This is a genomic window from Bradyrhizobium sp. SRL28 (genome assembly GCF_018596315.1).
GTDB lineage: Bacteria > Pseudomonadota > Alphaproteobacteria > Rhizobiales > Xanthobacteraceae > Bradyrhizobium.
This window is the reverse complement of the sequence record NZ_JAHEAG010000003.1, coordinates 278,342-303,268: the sequence shown is the minus strand read 5'-3', so window position 1 is coordinate 303,268 and position 24,927 is coordinate 278,342. Positions and strand designations below refer to the sequence as shown.

Genomic DNA, 24,927 nt, shown 5'->3' with positions numbered 1-24,927 from the left:
AGCAGTACGAGGATACGACAATGCAAGAACGAATCTCTTTCCACTCTGATGGGCTCAAGCTTTCCGCCGTTATCCATGTGCCGGAAGCGAGGAAGCCGGGCCAACGGCTGCCGGCCTTCATTGTCCTGCACGGCTTCGTCGGATCCAAGGACGAATCCCACGCCGAAATCCAGGCGCGGATGCTGGAGGAGATGGGCTATGTGGCGCTGCGCTTCGACTTCCGCTGCTGCGGGGAGAGCGACGGCGAGCGCGCGCAGGTGCGCTGCTTCGACCAGGTGGCGGACGCCAAGAACGCTCTGACATTTCTCGCCGGGAGGGAAGAGGTCGACCCCAAGCGCATCGGGGTGGTCGGTCACAGCTTTGGCGCGGCTGTCTCGGTTTATGCGGCGGGTGTGGACGATCGGTTCGCCTGCGTGATCTCATCCTGCGGCTGGGGCGACGGCGAGCGGAAATTCCGTGGCCAGCACCCCACGCCTGAAGCCTGGGCAAAGTTCACTTCTCTTCTGGAAAAGGGCCGCAAGCACCGCCAGGAAACCGGTGAGAGCATGTGGATCTCCCGTTTCGACGCCGTTCCGATTCCCGAGCATTTGCGCAAAAATCTCTCCCCGAAGGCGATCATGGAGATTCCGGTGGAGACGGCGTTGAGCATGTACAATTTCCGTGCGGACGACGTGGTTGGAAACATCGCGCCGCGCCCGATCCTTTTCCTGCATACCGCCAATGACACGATTACGCCGACCGAGCAGTCGATCCGCATGTTCGAAAAGGCCGGCCAACCGGCCGAGCTCGTTCTGATCACCGGCACGTCCCATTTCCCGCTCGCGCAGGGAGATGCGCCGCGCACGAAGTCGATCATCAAAGGGTGGCTCGACAAGTTCTTTCCCTCGCCCTTGGGAGCGTGAGCGTGGGGGCAGATTCGGACACGGTCACGATCGGCTCCCTGACGCTCCAGGGCTTCGCCGCTGACCTGCTTCGGGCCGGCGGATTTACGGCCGATCAGGCCCAACAGACCGCGGCAATGCTGGTGTGGGCCAATCTGCGCGGCGCCGATTCGCACGGCGTGCTGCGAATTCCTCGTTACGTTGAGATGGTGCAACTAGGCCTGATCAATCCGTCGGCCGAGCCGCGCCAGGTTTCGGGCAAAGGCGCGGTGGCGGTGCTCGACGCAGATCGCGCGCCTGGCGCGGTGGCGATGAACCTCGCCGCGCGAACGGCCATGCAACTGTCGGATGTTCATGGCATCGGTTGGTGCGCGGTTCGCTCCATCAGCCATGCCGGTGCGATCGGATACTACGTGCAACAGGCCGCTCAAGCGGGTCGCGTCGGCATTGCCATGACGGCCTCAAAGCCTCTTATGATCTATCACGGATCCAGCGCGGAAGGGGTGTCGACGAATCCAATCGCGATTGCGGCGCCTACCACCAATCCGGACCGTCCGCTGGTCCTCGACATGTCGACGGCATCGGTGGCGCTCGGGAAGATCATGGCCGCAAGGGACGGCGGTCAGACGATTCCCGCCGGCTGGGGTGTCGACGCGGATGGTCGCGAGACGACGGACCCTCGCAAGGTGAAGGCGGTCCTGCCGATGTCGGGGCCCAAAGGCTCGGGCCTCTCCCTGATGATCGAAGTACTCGCCAGCGTCCTGACGGGGAATCCCCTCATTGCCGTTGCACTTGCCGGAGGCGGCGATCCTGGCGGCAATGGTCTGGTCGCTGTGCTCGATCCGTCAGCATTCGGCGAAGACTTCCCGATCGAAGTCGATCGCCTTGGCGCAGCCATCAAAGGCTTGCCGCCGGCGGCGGGATCGGAACGCGTTTATCTGCCGGGCGAACGCGGTTTCGAGGAGATGGAAAGACGGTCGCGCGCAGGCATTCCGCTCGTGCAGGGCACTCGGTCCCGGCTGCTGGCGCTCGCCTCAAAATTGAAGGTAGCGGTGCCCGAAGGTCTCACTTAGCGAAAGTGAAGACGAAGTTGAATTTCGCCGTTCGGCGCGCCGTCGTAAACGCACGGCGTGGCAAGCGATTGTGGCTCAGAGATCGTTCGCGTCGGCATATCGCAGCCCTTTCTCCTGCAGCCGCTCGCGCATGTTGTTGATGTCGAGACCTAGCTCGCGGTCCGCGATCCGTCCTCCTTCTTTTCGCCGTCGTAGCAGCGGAGGTTGACAATCGTCGCTTCAAGATACCAAATAGTATTTAAAAACTGTGAGGTACTTCAACTGCTGAATTGCAGCAGGGGTGGGCCTACGGCTGTTGAAAAGTCCGGGCTCAGATTAAGGGCGCAGAATCATGATCATCGATTGTCACGGGCACTACACCACGGAGCCGCGGCCTCACCACGCATTTCGTGAAGCACAGATCGCCTTCGCAGGGGGCGGCGGGGCGAGGCCATCCTATCCCGAGATATCGGACGACGAGATACGTGAGACGATCGGGGCCAATCAGCTTCGCCTGCTGCGCGAACGCGGTGCGGACATGACGATCTTCTCGCCGCGCGCTTCCGGCATGGGCCACCATATCGGCGACGAGTCGATCAGCCGGACATGGTCGCGGCACGCAAACGACCTCATCGCGCGTATCGTCGCCATGTTCCCGGATAATTTTGTCGGAGTTTGCCAACTCCCGCAGTCGCAAGGCGTCCCGATCTCCGGCTCCATCGAGGAACTGCGGCGGTGCGTTGGCGAACTGGGCATGGTCGGCTGCAATCTCAACCCGGATCCTTCCGGCGGGTACTGGACCGCGCCGCCCCTTACCGACAGGTCCTGGTATCCCTTCTACGAGGCGATGGTCGAGCTCGACGTTCCGGCCATGATCCACGTCTCGGGATCATGCAACGCGTGCTTTCACACCACCGGCGCACACTATCTGAACGCCGATACGACGGCCTTCATGCAATTGCTGCAGGGCGATCTCTTCAAGGATTTTCCTGACCTGCGCTTTATCATCCCGCACGGCGGCGGAGCCGTGCCCTACCATTGGGGACGCTTCGCGGGCTGGCGATGATGCTTGGCAAGCCTTCGCTTGCCGAGCATCTGATAAACAACATCTTCTTCGATACCTGCGTCTATCACCAGCCTGGTATCGATCTGTTGTTCGAGGTCATTCCCATCGACAACATCCTGTTCGGGTCCGAGATGCTTGGCGCTGTCAAAGGCATTGACCCGGAGACCGGACATCCTTTCGATCACACGAAACGTTACATCGAGAAGCTGGAACTTTCCCCGCAAGATCGTGCAAAAGTGTTTGAGCGGAACGCGCGCCGCGCCTATCCGAGAATGGATGCACTGCTAAGGCAACGCGGACTATAGCTTGGCGGTGGCCACGGTTCGCTTGCCATATGCGTCGTACATTGCGGTCAGTGCGGTTTTCACAAGGCCCTTCACGGATGGTCCGCGTGTGAAACTTGCGGCGGCGCCATAGGTGAGTTCGAAAACGATTCCGCCAAGCGTTTCCGCATCGGCCGGCGCGCGCCCCTTCGGAAACATGCCGATCAGGATTTCGCCCAGACCTTTCCACTGTTTCTCGAACAAGTGGGCGTGACGCTTCCCGAACGTCGAATCCTGCTTCGCGCGACGGAAGAGATCCAGCGCCAGCATACCCCAGCTCGGATCCTTCGCGCGGGATTCCGCCCAGTCACTGATGACCTCGATCATCTTCCGCGGGTCGTTGACGTTTCTGAGCAGCCCTGTGATCTCGCCGACGTCCTGCACCGAGTGCGTTTCAAGCAGTTCAAGGAAGATTTCCTCCTTGCTGTCGAAGTTGGAATAGAACGCGCCCTTGCTAAATCCCGCTTCCTCGGCGATCCGGTCGATGGAGGCCCCTTCATAGCCCTCGCGTGCCATGACTTCGTAGGCCGATGCCAGTAGCTTCTCCCTTGTCACGGCACGGCTTTCTTCCCGCGTGAGGCGTTTGGGAGCAGGCTTTTTTCTCTGCGCTACGACCATCTCTGAACTCTTCTTTCCTTTGCGAACATCCAATAGATGCCCACAAGGAGCCCACCGTAAGGACGGGCCCGGCCAGGCGGATCTTCTGAAGTGCTATCCCATGACGGAGAATATGCACGCACAAGCCCAGAAAATCATATATTCCGGTCCCTGCTTCTGCCACCGCCAGTTAAACCCGTTGATTCTTATGATGGCGTAGCTCGCTCCCGCCAGCACCAGCGCCGCCAGTGCGGCGGCGATCTTTTCGAAAATGCCGGCCACCAGCCCGATGCCGGCGACCACTTCCAGCGTGACCGTCAGGTAGACGAACATGCGCCCCGGTCGAAGTCCCACCTTCTCGAAGGTCGGCGCAGCGCGCTCCATGTTCCGCAGCTTTCCGACAATATGCGGCAGGAACCAGATGCCGCAGAGGATTCGAAGCGCCGTCAACGCGTCAAAATGCATGTCCATGTTTCGGGTGCCTTACTGCGTGTCCACGAGATCGTCGAGGTACCGCCTGTCGAACGTGAAGCCGGCTTTCTCCCGCGCAGAACTTTCAAGCAGGCCCGCCTTGATCATGAGATCGACCGTCGTATTGAAGGCGGAGTCCGGTATCTCCAGGCGCGGAGGAAACAGGGCCATGTCGCGCATGTAGGCAAGTGCGCGTCGGGCATGAGGTTCGCTGGACTTCGAGATCTCCGCCAGGATCGGAACGACGTCTTCATCCCTCGCAGGGTCATTTATGGTGCTCGTCGCTTCGATCAGAGCCGTCAACAGCCTGCGGACGCTGGCCTGGTTCTGCTCGAGCCAGTTGCCGGCGCCGATCACGGTGGTGAACGCAATCTCGGGAATCGCGTCGGTGACTTCGCCGAGGTTCGAATATCCAGCGTCGATCGCCACGAAGTTCAGCGGCGCGGGCTGGACGGCCGCGTCGATCCTGCCGTCCTGCAGCGCCTGCCACCGCTCGGGGTGCACCCCGACCACCGCAAACTCGTAGTCGCCTGGATATTTGAGGCCATGCTGCGACAGCATCTCCATGGTGTAGATCGCGGTGCCTTCGGTCAGTGAGGACGTTCCGAGCACGCAGCCTTTCAGATCGCTGATCTGCTTGATGCGCGGATGCGCCACGAGCGTCATGGGCAGCCGGTTTGCGTTGCCGGCAACGATTCGCAACCGACCTCCCGAAACAGCATCGGCGATCGCGCCTTCAGGCGGCGTGATGGCCAGATCGGCTTCGCCGGCCTTGATTGCTGCAGTGGCCTTAGCCACCGTGCCCATCCGCTTCAATGTCACGCTCACGCCGTGACGGGCGAGGATTCTCAACCGGTCAGCGACAAAAACCGGCAGCCAGTTGAAACCCAGTGCCCCGCCGACAAGCGTCAAGTCCACAACCCCTCGCGTCGTGGCTGCATGCATGTTCCATCCCCCTGTTGTGCACCTGCCGGACGGCAATCCGGTTCACGGGTCGGACACGTCTGTCCTTGCCAGATGCGCTGATTATTTTAGATACTGATCGGTATTTGAAGTCAGTAAGGTATGTCAAGCCGCACAAAGAATGTCGGTCCTGGGGGCGGTTTGCCGCTCAAGCGCCTTGACCTTTATAATTTTCGAAAATAAAAGATAATATCGAAAAGAAGAAAATTCCGAAATGGGAGGTTGCCGGGGGAGAGGGCGATGTCCGTCTTCAGTCCTGCCGGCGAAAGCAAGGGGAGGATCTAATGCTCAGACGGACGTTCAATTCGCTGATGGTTTCGGCCGCGCTGCTTGCCTTCGGGGCGGGCTCTGCGTCCGCCAACGAAACGCTGAAAATCGGTGTGAGCGCGCCCAAGACCGGGCCGCTGACGGCCGGCGCCACCGCCGTCTACTGGCCAAACGTGAAGCTCTGGGTTCACGATGTGAATCAGAAGGGCGGCATCAAGGTCGGCGACAAACTGCTGAAGGTCGATCTCGTCGAGTACGACGACAAGAGCAGTCCCGAAGAGGCGGTCAAGAACATCCAGCGGCTGGCGACCGTTGACAAGGTCGACTTCATCGTCGCGCCCTATACGACCGGCATCAACCTGGCGACGGCGCCGCTGATCTCGCGCTACGGATACCCGCAGCTCGTCGCCACCGGCAACGCCAACGAGCTCGAGGCATTCGTCAAGCGCTGGCCGAACTCGTTCTGGTTGCTCGGCAAGGCATCGGATCTGTCCACCGGCATCGTCGCGACACTGAAGACGTTGCGCGACAAGGGCCAGATCGGCAACAAGGTCGCGCTTGCCCACGTAGCCGAGGCGTTTGGCCTGGAGATGATTCAATCCGCCAAGCCCGCGTTCAAGGAGGCGGGATTCGACGTCGTATACGAGACGTCATATCCGCTCGGGACACAGGACCTGGCGCCGGTGATCAGCGGCGCAAAGGCTGCCAAGCCGGATGCCTTCGTCGCCTACTCGTATCCGCCCGACAGTTTTGCCCTCACCGAGCAGGCCCGAATCCAGGGTCTCAATGTCGATGCCTTCTATGTCGGCGTCGGGGGAGCTTTGAGCGGTTACTCCCAGCGCTTCGGCAAGCAGGTTGAAGGCGTGCTGGCGATGGGCGGCATCAACCCCGGCGACGAGGTCTACAAGGCGTATCGCGAGCGACACAAGCAGGTTACCGGGCAGGACGCGGATTATTGGGCCAGCCCGGTGGTCTATTCCTCCCTCCAGATCCTCGAGCAGGCAATCGTGAAGGCCGGCAGCACGGATCGCGCCGCAGTCGTGAAGGCGATCGCGACCGGGACGTTCGAGACGGTCATCGGCAAGGTCTCGCTTCAAAACAACCTCATCGGCAGGGTCTGGACCGTTGGGCAGTGGAATAACGGCGTACTCCAGGGCGTCAACGGCCTGGGTGTCGACGGCGCCAAGGCGCCGGTCAAGAAGCCGGCTTGGAATTGATCTGTAGACGAGGACAGGCGCGGAATTGTCCGCGCCTGTCCTCCGCTGACTTTTCGGGACCTTTCACATGCAGATCATTGTCACGGGCACGCTGCTCGGCGGAACCTATGCGCTGATCGCGCTGGGGCTCACGCTGCAATACGGCGCCGCGCGCATCATGAACCTCGCCAACGGCGAGACGCTCGTTGCCGCGGGCTTCGTTGCGTTCTGGTTGTTCACCGCCTTGGGGGTGAATCCTCTTCTCGGCATGGTGCTGATCGCGCCGATGGCCCTTGCACTGAACTGGCTGATCTATGCGTGGCTCCTGCGGCCGCTCGTCCGTCGCGCGAAGAACCGCGGCATGCTCGAGGTCGATTCGATTCTGGCGACCTTCGGGCTTCTGTTTCTGTTCCAGGGCCTGATGCTGCTTGGCTTCGGCGGAGGGTATTTCAGCTACAAGTTCCTGGCTGAGCCTTTCCTGATCCTGGGTGAGCCATACGGCTTGAACCGCGTCGTGGCTTTCGTTGCGGCCGTGATCGTCGCGTCTCTGCTCTATCTCTTTCTGTACCACACCAGGCAGGGCACGGCGGTGCGTGCGGTCGCCGTCGACCCCGCATCGGCGCGACTCGTTGCCATCGATGTCGCCAGGACTGCAGCCTTCGCCTTCGCGCTCGGCGGCGCGCTGACGGCTTGCGGAGGAATACTGCTCTCCACTTTCTACACGTTCAACGCCTCGATGGGCGTCATCTTCACCATGAAGGCGCTCATTATCGTCATCATGGGTGGTGTGGGGGACGTGCGCGGGGCGACGCTTGCGGCGCTGATCCTGGGCATCACCGAGACTGCCGTAGCGAGCCTGATTGATCCGGGCCTGACGCTCGCTGCCAACTATGCGCTCTTCGTTCTGGTGCTGTTGTTCCGGCCCCAGGGCATACTGGGGAGGGCCTCCGCATGATGAGCCTGCGTCGCGATGAGCTGGCGGTTGCGGGCAGCGGGATTGCCGCGGTTGCACTGCTTTCGCTCCTGCCGCTCTTGAGCGACGGCTTTGTGCTCTCGTTTGGTGTAAACCTGATGCTCTATGCCGCGATGTGTACGGCATGGGCACTGTTCTCGGGCCCGACTCGTCTCGTATCCCTCGCGAGCGCCGCTTTTTTTGGTGTGGGAACCTATTCTGTTGCGCTGGGTCTGGATTCCCTTCCGTTCCCTGCACTCATCGCCATCGCCGCGTTCGTCTCCGCTGCACTGGCGGGGCTGGTGGGCGCGGCGACCCTCAGATTGTCCGGCGTCTATTTCGTGATTTTCACGCTCGGACTTGCCGAGCTTATCCGGCAGGTCGTCGCATGGTCGCAATCGCGCTTCGCCCACAAGATGGGACTCTACGTCTTCACTGATTTTACCGAGCGCGACCTCTACTGGATGCTGCTCGCGCTGACGACGCTGGTTTTTGGCGTGGGCTGGCTGATCAACCGGTCTCGCCTGGGCTTCGCGCTGCGGATCATCGGCGATGACGAAACAGTGGCGCGTCATGTCGGCATCGCAACAGCCCGCGCCAAGATCGTCTTGTTCATGACATCAGGCGCTTTCATAGGTGTCGCCGGCGCGATCGTCGCGCCGCGCTACGCCTATATCGAACCGCAAGCCGCTTTCAATCCGATGATCTCCTTCCTCGTGGTGATCATGGCACTGCTCGGCGGCACTCGCCGGCTGTGGGGACCGTTGGTCGGCGTCGTTCCTTTCACCATCGTGATGGAGTTCATCACCGCCCGTTTCCCGAACCACAGTTCGGTCGTTATCGGCATTGCGTTCCTGGCGATCGTCTATCTGTTGCCCGAGGGGATAACGGGTTTCATCGAGGGCATGCGCGATCGGATCCGGCGCCGGGCCGCGGCCAGGACCGGCATCGAGGCGCCCGAGGCAATCGAGGAGAAAGCGGCATGAGTGCCACGGTCCTCAGCATAGCGCACGCGCGCAAGGCATTCGGTGGGCTGGTCGCCGTCAACGATGTCAGCTTCGATGTCGGTGAAGGCGAACTCATCGGGCTCATCGGACCCAATGGTTCGGGCAAGACCACGATGCTCAATTTGATCTCGGGTGCGCTCCGGCCGACATCCGGCGAAATCAGGCTTGCCGGCATTCGTATTTCAGGGCTAGCGCCGGAGAAGGTCGCGAGGATCGGTATCGCCCGAACCTTCCAGCTCGTGCGCGTCCTGCCTTCCATGACGGCGATCGAGAATGTGATGGCAGGCGCGGTGTTTGCGCGCAACCGCCTGTGGGGCTCGCCCGCCCGCGATTTCGCGGGTGGCCTCCTGGCCCGCGTCGGCCTGACTGGTCGCGAAGGCTCTCCGGTCGCGGCCATGACCTACATCGACCAGAAGCGGGTAGAACTGGCGCGCGCTCTCGCTGCCGATCCAAGACTCCTGCTGCTCGACGAGTGGCTCGCCGGCCTTAACCCCTCCGAACTTCTGATTGGCATCGATCTCATTCGCGACATCAGCCGGGAGGGGCGCACCATCATTATGGTCGAACATGTGATGGATGCGATCCGAACGCTGTGCAGCCGCTGCGTCGTCATGAATTCCGGCGTCAAGATCGCCGACGGAGCCGCGGCGGCGGTGCTGGCGGACCCGGACGTCATTCGCGCCTATCTCGGAGACGACGATGCTTGAGGTCAGCAATCTCGGCGTCTGCTACGGGCGTCATACTGCCTTGCAAGGCGTGTCGCTGCACGTCGAAAAAGGTGAAATCTCCGTCATGCTCGGGGCGAACGGCGCCGGGAAATCCAGTCTCCTCAAGGCGGTCGCCGGCATCGTGCCGGCTGAACCGGGAACCGAAATCCGCATGAATGGCCGCGCGATCTCAGGATTGGACGCGCATCTGATCGTCGAGCAGGGTATCGCGCTCGTTCCCGAGGGGCGCGGTGTATTCGGCGAACTCACCGTGGAGGAGAATCTGGCACTCGGCGCCTTCGCGAAGCGTGCGCGCGGGAGCGAGAAGTCGACGCTCGGGCTTGTGCACGAACTCTTCCCGCGCCTTGCCGAACGCAAGCGCCAGCAGGTACGCACGATGTCGGGCGGCGAGCAGCAGATGGTGGCGATCGGCCGCGCGCTCATGTCCAGGCCTGACATTCTGATGCTGGACGAGCCCTCGCTCGGTCTGTCGCCACTGCTGTCGAAGGATCTGTTCAAATCGCTGAAAAGGATCGCCGTCAGCGGTTTTGGCATCCTGCTCGTCGAGCAAAACGCCAAGCTGAGCCTGAAAATAGCGGATCGCGGCTATTTGATCGAGAATGGAGCCATAACTGGCGAAGATACTGCCGATAATCTCCGACACAACCCCGCAGTCATCAACGCCTACCTCGGCGGCCATCGAGGAAACGCCTGAACCGGCTGCACTGCAGGCGAAGCGCGAGTGGCGTCATCGCCGCATTCGTCATGACCACCGCAAATTTGTTGGCGACGTTGGTATGAGGCTTGCCGTCCTCACCCCGCCCAGCACTGTCCTCCGCCGTCGACGCGCAGCACCTGGCCTGAGACAAACGCGCCCAGCGGTCCTGCAAACACCTCTACGACGCGGGCTACTTCGTCGACGGTGGCGATGCGGTCCAGCGTGCCGGTTTCGACCATTCGTTCTTCGTCCACCGCGCGCGTGCCCATGAACCGTCCGGTGCGGGTGTCGCCGGGGGCGATGCAGTTCACGGTGATGTCGTGGGATCGGAGCTGGTCGGCGAGGCAGCGGGTGTAGTGCGTCATGCCGGCCTTGGCCACCGCGTAGATCGAGCCGTTGGTGCGGCCCTTGAAAGCCGCGACCGAACCGATGGTGACGATGCGGCCCTGACGCCGCGCCATCATCTCCTTCGCCACCGCCTGGCAGGTCAGGATGGTTGAGAGCAGGTTGCGATCGAGCACCGCGCGCACGTCTTCCTCGCGGATGCCGACAGCATCGTTCGGATCGGGCTTGCCACCCTTGGCGGCGATGTCGCCGCCGGCGTTGTGGACGAGAATGTCGATCGGCCCCAATTCTTTCGTCGTGGTCTCGACCACCCGCGCGATGTCGGCGCCTTGTGTGAGATCGCCGAGCACGCGGATGGTGCGGACGCCATGCGCCGCTGCAACGTCCGCGGCGACTGCCGTCAGCGTCGATCCCTCGCCATATTCCGCCGGGCCATGCTCGCGCATGCCGTGGATGGCGACATCGGCGCCGAGGCTCGCGAGCCGCTCGGCGAACGCCCGGCCAAGCCCGCGGCCGGCGCCGGTGACCAGCGCAACCTTGCCCTTCAGCGTCCGGGGGGTGTCGTGTGTCGGCATGATGTCTTCTCCTGATGTGAAAAGTCAGTCTGTAGCGGAAGCGCCCCGCGCCGGTCGCAGGGCCGTACTCAGTTGAATCGGCTTTGCAATCCGGCCGGGCTTCGATCATAAAGGCGCCTGATCTTCAGCCGGTCGATTTCGCCATCCGGCGACAATAAAAGAGGGAGCAAGTCTCTTGGCATATTCCAATACGCAATTGTTCATCAACGGCAAATGGCGGCCGAGCCAATCGGGCAGGACCATCGCCGTGCTCAATCCGGCGACGGAGGAAACCATCGGCACCGTAGCCCATGCCGATCGCGCCGACCTCGACGAGGCGCTGGAAGCAGCCGCCAAGGGCTTTAAGGTCTGGCGCGCGGTGGCGCCGTTCGAGCGCTGCAGGATCATGCGCAGGGCGGCCCAAATCATGCGCGAGCGCAATGATGAGATCGCGCCGCTCTTGACCATGGAGCAGGGCAAGACGCTGGCCGAGGCCAAGATGGAAGCCATGGCCGCCGCCGACGTCATCGAATGGTTTGCCGAGGAAGCCAAGCGCGCCTATGGCAGGGTAATCCCGGCCCGCGGCCCCGGCATCTACCAGATCGCAGTCAAGGAGCCGGTCGGCCCGGTCGCGGCCTTTACGCCGTGGAATTTCCCGATCAACCAGGTCGTGCGCAAGCTCTCGGCGGGCCTCGCGGCGGGCTGCTCGATCATCGTCAAGGCGCCCGAGGAAACGCCGGCGTCCCCGGCGCAACTGATCAAGGCGTTCGTCGATGCGGGCGTGCCTGATGGCGTGATCAATCTCGTTTACGGTGTGCCGTCGGAGATTTCGGAATATCTCATTCCGCACCCGGTGATCCGCAAGATCTCGTTCACCGGATCGACCATCGTGGGCAAGCAGCTCTCCGCATTGGCGGGCCTGCACATGAAGCGCGCCACCATGGAGCTTGGCGGCCATGCGCCGGCTATCGTGTTCAAGGACGCGGACGTCTCGTCGGCGGCGAAGATTCTGGCGGCGGCGAAGTACCGCAATGCTGGCCAGGTCTGCATTTCGCCGACCCGCATGCTGGTGCAGGACGACGTGTTCCGCGAATTCGTCGACAAGTTCGTCGAGGGTGCCAAGTCGATGAAGGTCGGCAGCGGCCTGGATCCGGACTCGAAGATGGGTTCGCTCGCCAATCCGCGCCGCGTCACCGCCATCGAGGGCATGGTTCAGGACGCCGTGGGCAAAGGAGCAAAACTCGAGACCGGCGGCCATCGCGTTGGGAACAAGGGATACTTCTACGAGCCGACCGTGGTCAGCGATGTGCCGAAAGATGCGCGCGCCATGAACGAGGAGCCGTTCGGCCCGCTGGCGCTGATCTCCCGCTTCTCGACCTTCGACGAGGTGGCCGAGGAAGCCAACCGCTTGCCGTTTGGCCTGGCGTCCTACGCCTTCACCAGCTCGACCAAGACGGCGACCGCGATCGGTGCGGCAATCGAAGCCGGCATGGTTTCGATCAACAGTTTCGGTCTCGCGCTGCCTGAAGTGCCGTTCGGCGGCGTCAAGGATTCCGGCTACGGCTCGGAGGGAGGCACCGAGGCGATGGACGGGTATTTCAACACCAAGTTCATCACCCAGACCGGGGTGTGAGCCTGATCGCGAGCCAACGCGGTTGGCTTTGCTCATGTGAAATAGCCCGACGCTCCACCGGAGCGTCGGGCTAATGTCGTACCGACCATGCCAGAAGCAGGATGACGAGCACGATCAGTCCTGCGGACAGGCTCTTCCAGAACACGAGCGGATCGCGCTCGTAGAGCGAGCGCCGTGACGCGACGGCCGGCTTCGCCCACATCGCGCCGTTCTCGAGTTCGTGCGAGAACTCGATGACATCGCCGTAGCGTTGTGCCGGATCGACGTTGAGCGCCTTGCCGACCACGGCGTCCAGCCAGGCCGGCAGGTCGGGGCGATAGCGGGAGAGGGAAGCGGGCTTGCCGAAGCGGGGCCGCGAGAATGGCTCGATCTCACCATAGGGGTACGCGGCGGTGAACGTCCGGTACACGGTGACGCCGAGCGCATAGAGATCCGAAAACTCGTCGCCGGGCCGGCCGCCGAACAGCTCCGGCGCCATGTAGCTCGGCGTGCCCGGAATATCCTCGGCCGGGAAATCCTCGAGCAGCGGCACGCGTGCGACGCCGAGGTCGACCAGCCGCAATCCGCCGGCTTTTAACAGGATCACGTTGTCGGGCTTGATGTCGCGATGGATGATGCCGGCGCGATGCAAGGTGGCGACGGCGCGCGCCAGCTTGGTCGCGATCCCGATGCCTTCGGCGAGCGAAAGCTGCGGTGAACGGTTGAGCCGCTGTTCCAGCGTCTCGCCTTCGTAAAGCGGCATCACCGAATAGAGGCGGGTCTGCCGTTCGGCAGGCAGTTCGACGACTTCTCCGATCCACAGGCTCCGCACGCGAGCGGCGACCCACGCCTCGCGGACGAAGGCGAGGCGATAGGAGCCCTCGCTGGCTACGCGTGGATGCGGAAACTTCAGCACGAGCTCGCGGCCCTGCTGCTTATCGATCGCCTTGAACAGCCGGCTGTAGCGTCCGTCTGACAATATTTCGCCGAGCGTGAAATCGTCGATGACGTCGCCGGTTTCGGGGAGATCCAGGATAGGAAGCGTCGCGATCGAATGGGTGAGTTCGTCACGGTCAGCGGGCGGCAGGTCGACGACGTCGAGCACCAGAGCGGTCATGTTGTCGCTGGAGCCGGCATCCAGCGCCGCGTCGACCAGTGCGCGCGCGGATTCTTCCGGCGAGGTGCGCTCGCTCAACAGCACCTGGAGCCGGTGATCCGCCAGCACGCCATGAACACCGTCGCTGCAGACCAGGATCCTGTCGTGCTGGCGCAGTCCGACGGTGGCGTAATCGAAGCGGGCAAAATCCTCGAAGCCGATGGCGCGGTTGAGCAGATGGGCGAGATCGCCGCGGCCGGCGATGTGGTCCGTGGTCAGCCGCTCCAGCCGCCCCTCGCTCAGGCGATAGGCGCGGGTGTCGCCGATGTGAATGACATGGCACAGCCGCCGCGACAGGATGATCGAGGAAAAGGCGCAGCTCATACCGCTGAGCAGGGGATCGGTGCGGCCCTGCGTGTAGATCCAGCTGTTGGCGGCTTCCAGCGAACGCGATGCTCGCCGTCGCACGCCGAGCGTTTCGGGGAGGGAATAATAGGCGTCGATGAAGCATCGAACCGCGAGCTCGGCGGCTTCGCGTCCGCCCTTGTGTCCGCCTACGCCGTCGGCGACCGCGGTGACAATGTCGCGGTTGCTCACGCCGGACCGGCCGAGGCAGGTCGCGACGTAGTCCTCGTTGGCGGACCGCTTGCCGGTCTCGCTGACGAAGCCGACGCGAACCCCGAGATTTCGTTGCGAACCGATCGTCACCCGCGGCCTGTCAAGTTAGCAGCGCGCGTCGTCAGACCCGCGCTCCCGATGCGGCGCCCCATGTGGTGCGCCAGCGGACCTTGACCATGGCAAGTCCCAGGAAACCAAGCAACGCCAGCAGGCCGAAAAACAGGAAGCCCGCGCCAAATCCGCCGGTCATTCCCTTGGCGACGCCGAGCGCCTTGGCAAGGAAGAAGCCGCCGATGCCGCCGGCGCAGCCGACCATGCCCGTCATCATGCCGATCTCCTGACGGAAGCGAAGCGGAATGAGCTGGAACACCGCACCATTGCCCATGCCAAGCGCGAGCACGCCGATCGAGAACAGCAGCACCGACACCCACGCAATGCGTGGCAGCTGGGTGAGCGACCAACCCCCAGGCGTCGATGCGGCCGGCCCTTCCGGCATGAAGGCGATGACGAGGTACGCCGCCACGACGACCCCAAACAATATCGACAATGAACGGATGCCGCCGATGCGATCGGCGATCATGCCGCCGACCGGCCGGAAGCCGGAGCCGAAAGCGACGATCAAGCCCACCAGCAGGCCCGCCGCGACGCCGGACACATGATACTGCACGGTGAAATACAGCGGCAACGCGTTGGCCAGCCCGACAAAACCGCCGAAGGTAATGAAGTAGAAGAACATGAACCAGCGACTGTCGGGATCGCGCAGCAAGGTGCCATAGGCCTTCAGCGAAATCGGCTTCCGCTCTCCGGGCGCATCCTTGGCGGCGAAGACGTAGTAGGCGAGGATCAACAGCATCGGAACGAGCAGCACGCCGAACACGGCCTGCCAGCCCCAATGTTCGGCGATCGTCGGTGCGAACAGCGTATCGAGCACGACACCCATATTGCCGGCGCCGGCGATCCCCATCACCACGCCCTGATATTGCGGCGGATACCAGCGGCTTGCCTGCGGCAGCGCCACCGCGAACGACGCGCCACCGATGCCGAGCGCGAGACCGAAGACCTCGATCGCAAGCTTGCTGTTGAGGCCGAAGTGCCAAACCCAGGCCGTTGCAATGATGACGACGACCTGCGCGATGATTCCGGTCCGCTTGGCGCCGATGATATCGGCGAGGATGCCCATCGGAACCCGCAGCAGCGCGCCGGCCAGCACCGGTATGGCGACGAGGGTAAACTTCTCGTCGACGGCAAGGTTCATGTCTTGCGCGATGTAGACGATCAACGGACCGAGCGCGACCCAAGCCATGAAGCTTATGTCGAAATAGAGGAAGGCGGCGAGCAGCGTGGGCCAGTGGCCAGCCTTCTTGAATTCAGCAAACTTCATCGAGCGGCCTCGAACATCGGTGCGTGACACCGCGCAAGCGCGGTGATCTCGGCACAAAGGGATTGAATTTTGGAAAGCGAGAGGTCGTCTCTTCGTTGAGACACACTCTGGTGTCGCTACGTCAGCAATTCGTGTGCCAGAAAAAACAAGCGCGCCACTTTGCGTATATTTGCAGTGCCTTGCTGCGGGGGGACAACCGGCCGCGAAGGCGGTCGCTGCTCTGTTTGTTGGCAAAAACAGCCGCGCGAACGCGCATTCTGGTGTTTTATTATGCGGTGCCGGTTATCAGCGGAAAAGCGCTCCTGAAAGGCCGTCTGTCCGCGCCGTGACATTTTCGCGGGCAAATGAACGCCCGCTCATGGTTAAGCATTGATGCTCTGCACAATGGATAGCCCGCGTAGATGATTTTTTGGGCATTCGCGCACGCGCAGGTGCCGCCAATTACCGATTCATCGGCTGAAGCCGTGCGTTGCGCCCGGGAAGTTGCGGGTCTGGTGTTGGCACGTCTCTTGAATACCCAAAGATATCAATCGTCATAGCCGACGGTTCTCTGCCCGCCGATGGGCGCTCCCAAATCATCAATACTTTTTGCCAATCGGCGATGCAGAGCTGCGTTGCCGAGCGGGGCCCATCGGAACCAGGATTAGTAGGCAGAGCATGCTCGAGAAAGTAATCAAGCAAAAGTTGGTGGTGATCGGCAACGGTATGGCCGGCATCCGTACGGTCGAGGTGCTGCTGGACCGTGCGCCCGATCTCTACGACATCACCGTCTTCGGTTCTGAACCATACGGCAACTACAACCGAATTCTGCTGTCGCCCGTGCTCGCCGGCGAGAAGACCGTCAATGACATCATGCTCAACACGGAGCAGTGGTACGAGGATAACGGCATCACGCTGCGCAAGGGCGAAATGATCGAGATGATCGATCGGCGTACCTGCGAAGTCGTCACCGCTGATGGTGCGCGGGTGCCGTATGATCGCCTGCTGATCGCCACCGGTTCGAACCCGATCATGTTGCCGCTTCCGGGCAAGGACCTCCCGGGCGTCATCGGCTTTCGCGACATTCAGGACGTCGAGCGCATGGTCCAGGCCTCGACGAGCTACAAGAATGCCGTCGTGATCGGCGGTGGTCTGCTCGGCCTCGAAGCCGCCAACGGACTGATGAAGCGCGGCATGAACGTCACCGTGGTGCATCTGCTCGACACGCTGATGGAGCGCCAGCTCGATCAGGTCGCGGGCGGATTGCTGCGCAAGTCGCTCGAAGAGCGCGGCATGGTGTTCAAGATGCCCGCGCAGACGGAAGCGATCCTTGGTGAGGATCGCGTGACGGGCGTGCGCTTCGCTGACGGCGAGGAGATCTCGGCCGATCTGGTCGTGATGGCGGTCGGCATCCGCCCGAATTTCGAACTGGCGCGCAAGGCTGGCCTCTATTGCGAGCGCGGCATCGTCGTCTCCGACACCATGCAGACCTATGACGGGCGCATCTATGCCGTCGGTGAATGCGTGCAGCACCGTCGCCAGACCTATGGCCTCGTGGCTCCCTTGTTCGACCAGGCCAAGGTTTGCGCCAACCATCTCGCCATGAAGGGCTTTGCCACCTATGACGGTTCGGTCGTCTCCACCAAATTGAAGGTGACCGGAATCGACCTGTTCTCCGCCGGCGACTTCGCGCCGGGTGCGGACAAGGAAGAGATCGTCATGCAGGACGCTTCCCGCGGCGTCTACAAGCGGATCATTCTGCGCGACAAGAAAATCATCGGCGCCGTGCTTTATGGCGATACCATCGACGGCCCGTGGTATTTCCAGCATCTGCGCGACGGCACCGACGTTTCGCACATGCGCGAGCGGCTGGTATTCGGCGCCGCCAATCTCGGCGACGGCGGCCATAGCGGCAACAACTCCGTCGCCGCCATGAGCGATGAGACGGAAATCTGCGGATGCAACGGCGTCTGCAAGGGCACGATCGTCAAGGCGATCAGCGAGAAGAAACTGTTCACGATCGACGATGTGCGTGCCCATACCAAGGCATCTTCGTCCTGCGGGTCCTGTACCGGCCTGGTCGAGCAGGTTCTCGCCTTCACGCTCGGCGGCGACTATTCGGCGGCCCCGAAGGTCAAGCCGATGTGCGCGTGCACCGATCACAGCCATGATGACGCGCGCCGCGTCATCATCGAGAACGGATTGAAGACCATTCCCGACGTCATGAGGTTCATGGACTGGAAGACGCCGAACGGTTGCCACTCCTGCCGGCCCGCCCTGAACTATTACCTGCTCGCCACCTGGCCCGGCGAGTATCGCGACGATCAGCAGTCGCGCTACATCAATGAACGCGTCCACGCCAACATCCAGAAGGACGGCACGTATTCGGTCGTGCCTCGGATGTGGGGCGGCGTCACGACGCCGGATGAATTGCGCGCCATCGCCGATGTCGCGGACAAGTTCAAGATTCCGACCGTCAAGGTGACCGGCGGACAGCGTATCGATCTTCTCGGCGTGAAGAAGGAGGATCTGCCCGCGGTCTGGGCGGACCTCAACGATGCGGGCATGGTGTCGGGCCATGCCTATGCCAAGGGACTGCGGACGGTGAAGACCTGTGTCGGTTCGGAATGGTGTCGTTTCGGCACGCAGGATTCGACCGGCCTCGGCGTCAAGCTCGAAAAATTCATGTGGGGCTCGTGGACGCCGGCCAAGGTGAAGCTTGCGGTGTCCGGTTGCCCGCGAAATTGCGCGGAGGCCACTTGCAAGGACGTCGGCGTCGTCTGCGTCGATTCCGGGTTCGAGATCCACTTCGCCGGCGCCGCCGGACTTCACATCAAGGGAACCGAGTTCCTGACCAAGGTTGCCACCGAGGAGGAGACGCTCGAAGTCATCGCCGCGTTGACACAGCTCTATCGCGAGCAGGGCTGGTACCTCGAACGTATGTACAAGTGGTGCGATCGGGTCAGTCTCGACGCCATCCGCAAGCAGGTGGTCGACGATGTCGCCAACCGCAAAGCCCTGTTCAGCCGCTTCGCCTATTCGCAGCAATTCTCGCAAAGCGATCCCTGGGCGGCGCGCGCCAAACGCGGCGTCGACCGCAACGAATTCACCCCGCTCGCGGAGCTGGAACTCGCATGACGAAATGGATCGAAATCGGGACGCTGAACGATATTCCCGTTCTCGGCTCGCGCGTCGTGCGGACGGCGTCCGGAGACATCGCGGTATTCCGGACCGCCGATGACGAGGTGTTCGCGCTCGACGACCGCTGTCCGCACAAGGGCGGACCGTTGTCGCAAGGCATCGTCCACAACAAGCGCGTCACCTGTCCGCTGCACAATTTCGTCATTGAGCTCAAGAGCGGTACGGCGGTCGCTCCCGACGAGGGATGTACGCGCGCGCATCCGACCAAGGTGGAGAACAACACCGTCTGGCTTTGCGTCCAGACGGCGGCGGCCGTGCCCGCCGAGTGAGGGTGATCGCCCGTGCCAGTGAAGACAACCTGTCCGTATTGCGGCGTCGGCTGCGGCGTCATCGCTGACAGGGATGCTTTGGGCGCGGTGACCGTCCGGGGCGATCCGCTGCATCCCGCCAATTTCGGACGGCTGTGCGGGAAGGGCTCGGCGCTCGCCGAGACCATCGGCCTCGAGGGGCGGCTGCTCGCGCCTGTGGTCAACGGGCAGGAAGCGACTTGGGATGCGGCGCTCGATCATGTCGCGGAGGGTTTTGGCAGAATCGTCCGTGAGCACGGACCGGATTCGGTCGCCTTCTATGTCTCCGGCCAGATTCTGACCGAGGACTATTACGTCATCAACAAGCTCGCCAAGGGCTTCATCGGCACCGCCAACATCGACACCAATTCCCGGCTGTGCATGGCGTCGAGCGTGGCGGGTCACAAGCGCGCGTTCGGCAGCGACACCGTTCCCGGCTGCTATGAAGATCTCGAAACCGCCGATCTGCTGGTCCTTGTCGGCTCCAACGCCGCCTGGTGCCATCCGATCCTTTATCAGCGCATGGTGGCCGCCAAGGCCAGCAATCCTGCGTGCCGCATCGTCGTCATCGATCCGCGGCGGACCGCGACATGCGATGGCGCCGATCTGCACCTGCCGCTTCGCTCAGGCAGCGATTCGGTGCTGTTCAACGGGTTGCTCGCGCATCTTGCGTCCCGCAATGCCATCGACCGCGCGTTCGTGGATGGATCCACCACCGGCGCCGAAGCCGCGCTGCAACAGGTCGCCGGCCAGACGGTTGCGCAGACTGCCGAAATCTGCGGCCTGACCGAGGGCGCGGTGGCGTTGTTCTTCGACTGGTTCGCCAGAACCGAGCGGGTCGTCACGCTCTATTCGCAAGGCGTCAACCAGTCGAGCAGCGGCGTCGACAAGGTCAATGCGATCATCAACTGTCATTTGTTGACGGGTCGTATCGGGCGGCCCGGCATGGGGCCGTTCTCGCTGACCGGACAACCCAACGCCATGGGCGGCCGGGAAGTCGGCGGGTTGGCCAATCAATTGGCCGCCCACATGGAGATCGAGAACCCGCGGCACCGCGACGTCGTTCAACGCTTCTGGCAGTCGCCAATTATCGCGGACAAGCAGGGCCTCAAGGCCATCGACATGTTCGATGCGATCGCCGACCGGCGCATCAAGGCGGTCTGGATCATGTCCACCAATCCGCTGGTCAGCCTGCCGGATGCCGATCGCGCCCGCGCCGCGCTCGATGCATGCGAACTCGTCGTCGTCTCCGATTGCATGCGCCACACCGACACCACGCGTCATGCCCACGTATTGCTGCCTGCGCTTACCTGGGGCGAAAAGGACGGCACCGTCACCAACTCCGAACGCCGCATCTCCCGGCAGCGGCGGTTCCTGCCGCCGCCCGGTGCTGCAAAGGCTGATTGGCAGACCGTCTGCGACGTCGCGCAGCGTATGGGTTTTTCGGGGTTCGACTATCCGAACGCTGCCGCGATCTTCCGTGAGCACGCGAGACTCTCCAGTTTCGAGAACGAAGGGAGCCGCGATTTCGATCTGTCCGCCCTGAATACGCTCGACGATCGCGCCTACGATGCGCTTACCCCGATCCAGTGGCCGGTGACGCGCGAATATCCGACCGGCACGCCGCGGATGTTTGAAACTGCAAAGTTCTTCACGGCCGACCGCAAGGCGCGTTTCGTGCCGGTGACGCCGCGTGCCGCCGTGAACGCGACCAGCCGCGACTATCCGCTGGTACTCAATACCGGGCGGGTCCGCGATCAATGGCACACCATGACGCGGACGGGAAAATCGGCGCGGCTGCTGGCGCACATGTTCGAGCCTTGTGCCGAATTCCATCCCGACGATGCACGCATGGCCGGCGTCGAGAATGGCGGGCTTGCGCGACTGACCAGTCCCTGGGGCGAGATGGTGGCGCGCGTTGTCGTCACCGCCGAACAGCGGCGCGGCTGCGTGTTCGTGCCGATGCACTGGAACGGCGAATATGCCGGGGACGGCCGGGTCAACGCGTTGGTCAATCCGGCGACCGATCCGATCTCCGGGCAGCCGGAGTCCAAGCACACGCCGGTCAAGGCGGCAGCTTACTTGCCGAAATGGCATGCCTTTATCCTCAGCCGCCAGGAGATCGAGCGTCCCGAAGCGGGCTACTGGGTCGGCGGGCTTTCAGGGACATGCTGGCGGATGGAACTCGCCGGTGACGAGCGGCCGACGAGCTGGCGCGATTGGGCGCGGGCGCAGCTCCGCGTCGGATATGACGACATCGAATGGATCGCCTATCGCGATCCGAAGGCCGGCCGTTTCCGCTACGCAGCCGTTCGCGACGGCCGGCTGGAAGGTTGCGTGTTCATCGCACCCGATCACAAGCTGGTCTCGCGGTCGTGGCTGTCAGGGCTATTCGCAGAGCAGGCCTTGTCGGCGAATGCGCGGATGTCGCTGCTGACGGGGCAACCGCTCGATGCCGGCCAGGACGTCGGGCCGATCGTCTGCTCGTGCTTCGGCGTCGGACAGCATCAGATCTCGGCCGAAATCCAAAGGGGGGCGGCGAGCGTCGACGACGTCGGCCGGCGCCTGAAGGCCGGCACCAATTGCGGCGCCTGCAAGCCGGAGATCAGCAAGCTGCTGCGCGGCGCGGCCGTGCGGGATTCGCAGCCGGCGTGAGCTTGCGGCAATCTGGCCGCTAATTCTTGATCGCGTAGAGCGGCGTTCGCAGCGTTAGCTGGTACGACGGCTTCGGTGTCCAGGCGATTTGCGCGGTGATGCCGAACAGCCGATTGTCGTCGTCATCCATGCGGTCGAGGTCGAGCCGAAGGATCGGCTGGGTGAACGCGGGAAACGGCGTCAGGTTCAGAAGCTGCGCGCCGCCGAAGTGCTGCACGCCGAAGCGGCCGGTGAACTTCCAGTTGTTGTCCCACTGATAATAGCCGCCGACATAGCCCATGATATCGGGGCTGACGCGGGCAAGCGGGGTATCGACGAGGACCTTGGCGTACTGCATTCCCGCGAGCAGGCCTCGCGTCTCATCCGCATTCAGCGCGTAGCCGGCCTCCAGGATCGTGTTGTAGGTCGTCGAGGCCAGCGGAGAGTCCGAAGTCGATCGCGACACGTTGGATTGAACGGTGATGGTCGGAAACATTCCGCCGTTCTGCTGATAGATGTCGGCCTGGAATCCGAGCGTAAAGCTGAAGATCGAGAAAGCGGTCCAGGGATCGGTGCCGGCCTGCGACGTAGCACCACTGACGCCGCCATAGACCGAGAGCCGATCGTTGACATCGACCGTCAACGGCAGGTCGATCGAGACACTTTGGCTGGAGGGTGAGTTAAGGGTTCGGAGCGCGGAAAGGTTCGCCAGCGTCGCCAGCAAAGGTGGGGCGCTAAATCCGATCGACAGCGTGCCGGCAGGCAGCGTCGAGTAGATGGTTCGCATATCGAGGTAGACGTTCGGCAGGGTCGGCTTGGCTTTGGCCGCATCCTCCTCACCGTCGTCTTCGTCTTTTCCAAGCGCAAGGCCGGTAACGCAAAACGACATCAGCATGCCGAGCGCTAAGCTTCTGACGGATCGCGCTAGCGCGAATTTCAGACGGCGCGGTGCAGTGGATCTGGTAAAGCTCGTGCTCAACCGGCGTTGCCCTTGACTGGACAAGCTAGATCATTTGCCGGTGGCGAATTCAAGCAGCGGCTGCCATCCGGGCTTCGATCTCATGGCGGGTGTGGCGCGTTTGCTCCGCCCCTATCGCGAAGCCGGAACTCCGTTCGATCGGCCGAGGGCCGCAAAAAGCAGCGCGGCGACGATGCCGGACAGCAGCGAAGCCGCGAGGACGCCGAGCCGGACCTGTTTCAGCACCGCCTCGTCGTCGAAGGCCAGCGTGCCGATGAAGAGGCTCATGGTGAAGCCGATACCGGTCAGGATGGCCATTGCATAGAGCTTTGTCGTGGTCGTTCCTTCCGGCATCGCAGCCAGGCCCAGCCTGATCGCAAGGATCGAAGCGACAAAGACCCCGATCTGTTTGCCGACGAAAAGCCCTGCGATGATGCCGAGCGGTATCGGCGCCGCCAGCTTTGACAAGGTCAGGCCATGAAGCGATACACCGGCATTCGCGAAAGCGAAGATCGGCACGATGGCGAAAATAACCCACGGCTTGAGTGCGTGTTCGGTATCCTCGAGCAGGCTGTGCCCGTCATGCCGTGTCATCGGCATCGCGAGACCGACGGCGACGCCGGCCAGCGTCGCATGTACGCCCGATTTGAGCACGCAGACCCAGGTGAACAATCCCGCGATCAGATAGAACGACGCTCTGCGCACATCGAGCAGGTTGAGAACCGCGAGCGCGGCGACGCCGAGCCCGCCTAGCGCCAGCGCCGTGACCGAAAGGTTTGCGGTATAGAAGATCGCGATGACGATGATGGCCATCAGGTCGTCGATGATCGCTAGCGCCAATAGAAAGGTCTTCAGTGACGCCGGCACCCGTCGTCCCAGCATGGCGCAGACGCCGAGCGCAAAGGCGATGTCGGTGGCTGCCGGTATGGCCCAACCGCGTAGCGCGTGCGCGTCGCCCCAGTTCACCGCGGCAAAGATCGCGGCCGGTGTGACAAAGCCGCCGAACGCGGCGATCACGGGCAGTGCGGCCTGCTTTGCGCTCGCCAGCGCGCCCTCGATCGCCTCGCGCTTGATCTCGAGTCCCACCAGGAGAAAGAATATCGCCATCAAGCCGTCATTGATCCAGTGATCGACGGTCTTGCTCAGTCCGATCGATCCGATCCGGACTTCGCCGGTCGTTCGCAACAGCGCCTCGTATTGTGGCCCGAGAGGCGAGTTTGCAACGGCGAGCGCTGCGACGGCCGCAATACCAAGAACCATGCCGCCATAGAGGCCCTGATTGTCAGTGTCGTCGGATGCCGGCGCCGTTGCCGTCACCGGCCTGCCTTGCCAGCCGCCTCGATCGCCACCGACAGCGCGAGCTTTGTTTCCTCGACGATGTCCTCGACCAGTTCTTCCCGGCTGACATGGGCTACCTGGCCGGTGAGCAATCCCTGTTCGGCGAGCATGACCACGCCGTGCAGCGAGGCCCAGACCTTCAGGGCGCTACGCTCGCGCAAGAGCCCGACGGCGGGGGCCTCCAGCGCTTCTACCAGAAGTTCGAAGGTTTCCATTGCTGCGCTGTGCAACTCGCTGCCTTTCGGCGCGCATGCCATGGTTCGCGAAGCGAACATCAGGCGATAGATGCCGTTGCGGCGCAGACCGAAATCAAGCGTGAGCTGCGCGAAGCGCGACAGCTTCGACTGCTTCGACGGTTTTTCGATCGCCGTGCGCATCATCGCGCTGAACTGGCGGAACGCTTCGGCCGTCACTGCCGTCAGCAGCGTCTCGCGATCGGCAAAATGCTTGTAGGGCGCCGGCTGCGAGACGCCGAGTATCTTGGCAAGCGCGCTGATGCTGATCGCCTCGGGGCCGCCGAGCTCGACTTCATGCAACGCGGCCTGCACCAGGGCATCGCGGAGATCCCCATGGTGATAGGCGTTGAGCGCTTTGCGTGCGGGTCGAGGCGGCATTTCAACGTCATGATCTATAACTTTTGACTTGACAGCACAACGGCATCGCGAATGTAATATGATATAACTTCGCGGTGCGCCGGCGGGTCTGCGCCGTCGCGCCGAAGGAA

21 protein-coding genes and 1 pseudogene are annotated in these 24,927 nt (G+C 62.7%); 13 read left to right on the top strand and 9 right to left on the bottom strand.

Features of this window, described 5'->3' with window-relative positions; all coding sequences use genetic code 11:
• Positions 1 to 20 precede the first annotated feature (20 nt).
• The 3 genes and pseudogenes from KIP88_RS09310 to KIP88_RS09300 all read left to right on the top strand — a co-directional run bounded on the left by KIP88_RS09310 (position 21) and on the right by KIP88_RS09300 (position 3,304).
• Complete coding sequence (locus KIP88_RS09310; RefSeq protein ID WP_214487996.1) at positions 21 to 902, top strand: alpha/beta hydrolase; 882 nt, start codon at positions 21 to 23, stop codon at positions 900 to 902.
• A gap of 2 nt (positions 903 to 904) precedes the next feature.
• Positions 905 to 1,954, top strand: a complete 1,050-nt coding sequence (locus KIP88_RS09305) for an Ldh family oxidoreductase (RefSeq protein ID WP_214487599.1) — start codon at positions 905 to 907, stop codon at positions 1,952 to 1,954.
• 331 nt (positions 1,955 to 2,285) lie between these two features.
• A pseudogene (locus KIP88_RS09300) lies at positions 2,286 to 3,304 on the top strand (amidohydrolase family protein).
• On the opposite strand, the gene KIP88_RS09295 reads toward KIP88_RS09300, so the two are convergent.
• The 3 genes from KIP88_RS09295 to KIP88_RS09285 all read right to left on the bottom strand — a co-directional run bounded on the left by KIP88_RS09295 (position 3,299) and on the right by KIP88_RS09285 (position 5,335).
• A complete protein-coding gene (locus KIP88_RS09295; RefSeq protein ID WP_308163344.1) occupies positions 3,299 to 3,877 on the bottom strand; it encodes a TetR/AcrR family transcriptional regulator in 579 nt (192 codons plus the stop codon). The pseudogene KIP88_RS09300 and the gene KIP88_RS09295 sit on opposite strands and share 6 nt — an antisense overlap.
• Positions 3,878 to 4,033: 156 nt before the next feature.
• Positions 4,034 to 4,390 (bottom strand): DoxX family protein, encoded by a 357-nt coding sequence (locus KIP88_RS09290; protein WP_214487597.1) that lies wholly within the window; start codon positions 4,388 to 4,390, stop codon positions 4,034 to 4,036.
• 12 nt (positions 4,391 to 4,402) lie between these two features.
• Positions 4,403 to 5,335, bottom strand: coding sequence for an ABC transporter substrate-binding protein (locus KIP88_RS09285; protein WP_214487596.1), 933 nt, complete (start codon positions 5,333 to 5,335; stop codon positions 4,403 to 4,405).
• Positions 5,336 to 5,637: 302 nt separating this feature from the next.
• Here KIP88_RS09285 and KIP88_RS09280 point away from each other — a divergent pair, with 302 nt between their 5' ends.
• The 5 genes from KIP88_RS09280 to KIP88_RS09260 all read left to right on the top strand — a co-directional run bounded on the left by KIP88_RS09280 (position 5,638) and on the right by KIP88_RS09260 (position 10,197).
• On the top strand, positions 5,638 to 6,837 hold the full coding sequence (locus KIP88_RS09280; protein ID WP_214487595.1) for an amino acid ABC transporter substrate-binding protein: 1,200 nt from the start codon (positions 5,638 to 5,640) through the stop codon (positions 6,835 to 6,837).
• Positions 6,838 to 6,904: 67 nt separating this feature from the next.
• Entirely contained in the window at positions 6,905 to 7,771 is an 867-nt protein-coding gene (locus KIP88_RS09275; protein ID WP_214487594.1) for a branched-chain amino acid ABC transporter permease, read from the top strand.
• Positions 7,768 to 8,754, top strand: coding sequence for a branched-chain amino acid ABC transporter permease (locus tag KIP88_RS09270; RefSeq protein WP_249790642.1), 987 nt, complete (start codon positions 7,768 to 7,770; stop codon positions 8,752 to 8,754). Before KIP88_RS09275 ends, KIP88_RS09270 begins: the two co-directional genes overlap by 4 nt.
• Positions 8,751 to 9,482, top strand: coding sequence for an ABC transporter ATP-binding protein (locus tag KIP88_RS09265; RefSeq protein ID WP_214487593.1), 732 nt, complete (start codon positions 8,751 to 8,753; stop codon positions 9,480 to 9,482). The genes KIP88_RS09270 and KIP88_RS09265 overlap by 4 nt, the downstream gene beginning before the upstream one ends.
• Positions 9,475 to 10,197, top strand: a complete 723-nt coding sequence (locus tag KIP88_RS09260; RefSeq protein WP_214487592.1) for an ABC transporter ATP-binding protein — start codon at positions 9,475 to 9,477, stop codon at positions 10,195 to 10,197. Before KIP88_RS09265 ends, KIP88_RS09260 begins: the two co-directional genes overlap by 8 nt.
• A gap of 98 nt (positions 10,198 to 10,295) precedes the next feature.
• Here the strand turns inward: KIP88_RS09260 and KIP88_RS09255 are convergent, their stop codons facing one another.
• Entirely contained in the window at positions 10,296 to 11,120 is an 825-nt protein-coding gene (locus tag KIP88_RS09255; protein WP_214487591.1) for an SDR family NAD(P)-dependent oxidoreductase, read from the bottom strand.
• Between the two features lie 175 nt (positions 11,121 to 11,295).
• Here KIP88_RS09255 and KIP88_RS09250 point away from each other — a divergent pair, with 175 nt between their 5' ends.
• Positions 11,296 to 12,732 (top strand): NAD-dependent succinate-semialdehyde dehydrogenase, encoded by a 1,437-nt coding sequence (locus KIP88_RS09250; protein ID WP_214487590.1) that lies wholly within the window; start codon positions 11,296 to 11,298, stop codon positions 12,730 to 12,732.
• 70 nt (positions 12,733 to 12,802) lie between these two features.
• Here KIP88_RS09250 and KIP88_RS48140 read toward each other — a convergent pair whose 3' ends face one another.
• Both KIP88_RS48140 and KIP88_RS09240 read right to left on the bottom strand, forming a co-directional pair.
• A complete protein-coding gene (locus tag KIP88_RS48140) occupies positions 12,803 to 14,515 on the bottom strand; it encodes a protein kinase (RefSeq protein ID WP_308163343.1) in 1,713 nt (570 codons plus the stop codon).
• Positions 14,516 to 14,546: 31 nt separating this feature from the next.
• The gene (locus KIP88_RS09240) at positions 14,547 to 15,806 is read right to left on the bottom strand and encodes a NarK/NasA family nitrate transporter (protein WP_214487589.1); all 1,260 of its coding nucleotides are present in this window, start codon (positions 15,804 to 15,806) and stop codon (positions 14,547 to 14,549) included.
• A gap of 23 nt (positions 15,807 to 15,829) precedes the next feature.
• Here KIP88_RS09240 and KIP88_RS09235 point away from each other — a divergent pair, with 23 nt between their 5' ends.
• The 4 genes from KIP88_RS09235 (at position 15,830) to KIP88_RS09220 (ending at position 21,928) form a co-directional block, all read left to right on the top strand.
• Positions 15,830 to 16,135 (top strand): hypothetical protein, encoded by a 306-nt coding sequence (locus KIP88_RS09235; RefSeq protein WP_214487588.1) that lies wholly within the window; start codon positions 15,830 to 15,832, stop codon positions 16,133 to 16,135.
• Between the two features lie 328 nt (positions 16,136 to 16,463).
• A complete protein-coding gene (nirB, locus tag KIP88_RS09230) occupies positions 16,464 to 18,923 on the top strand; it encodes a nitrite reductase large subunit NirB (RefSeq protein ID WP_249790641.1) in 2,460 nt (819 codons plus the stop codon).
• Positions 18,920 to 19,255, top strand: a complete 336-nt coding sequence (nirD, locus tag KIP88_RS09225; protein ID WP_214487587.1) for a nitrite reductase small subunit NirD — start codon at positions 18,920 to 18,922, stop codon at positions 19,253 to 19,255. The genes nirB and nirD overlap by 4 nt, the downstream gene beginning before the upstream one ends.
• 12 nt (positions 19,256 to 19,267) lie before the next feature.
• Positions 19,268 to 21,928: a nitrate reductase gene (locus KIP88_RS09220; RefSeq protein WP_214487586.1), complete on the top strand. Its 2,661-nt coding sequence runs from the start codon at positions 19,268 to 19,270 to the stop codon at positions 21,926 to 21,928.
• A gap of 19 nt (positions 21,929 to 21,947) precedes the next feature.
• On the opposite strand, the gene KIP88_RS09215 is transcribed toward KIP88_RS09220, so the two are convergent.
• The 3 genes from KIP88_RS09215 to KIP88_RS09205 all read right to left on the bottom strand — a co-directional run bounded on the left by KIP88_RS09215 (position 21,948) and on the right by KIP88_RS09205 (position 24,817).
• The gene (locus KIP88_RS09215; protein ID WP_249790640.1) at positions 21,948 to 22,802 is read right to left on the bottom strand and encodes a hypothetical protein; all 855 of its coding nucleotides are present in this window, start codon (positions 22,800 to 22,802) and stop codon (positions 21,948 to 21,950) included.
• A 195-nt stretch (positions 22,803 to 22,997) separates the two neighbouring features.
• The gene (nhaA, locus tag KIP88_RS09210) at positions 22,998 to 24,182 is read right to left on the bottom strand and encodes a Na+/H+ antiporter NhaA (RefSeq protein WP_308163341.1); all 1,185 of its coding nucleotides are present in this window, start codon (positions 24,180 to 24,182) and stop codon (positions 22,998 to 23,000) included.
• On the bottom strand, positions 24,179 to 24,817 hold the full coding sequence (locus tag KIP88_RS09205; RefSeq protein WP_214487585.1) for a TetR/AcrR family transcriptional regulator: 639 nt from the start codon (positions 24,815 to 24,817) through the stop codon (positions 24,179 to 24,181). Before KIP88_RS09205 ends, nhaA begins: the two co-directional genes overlap by 4 nt.
• Positions 24,818 to 24,927: the final 110 nt, after the last annotated feature.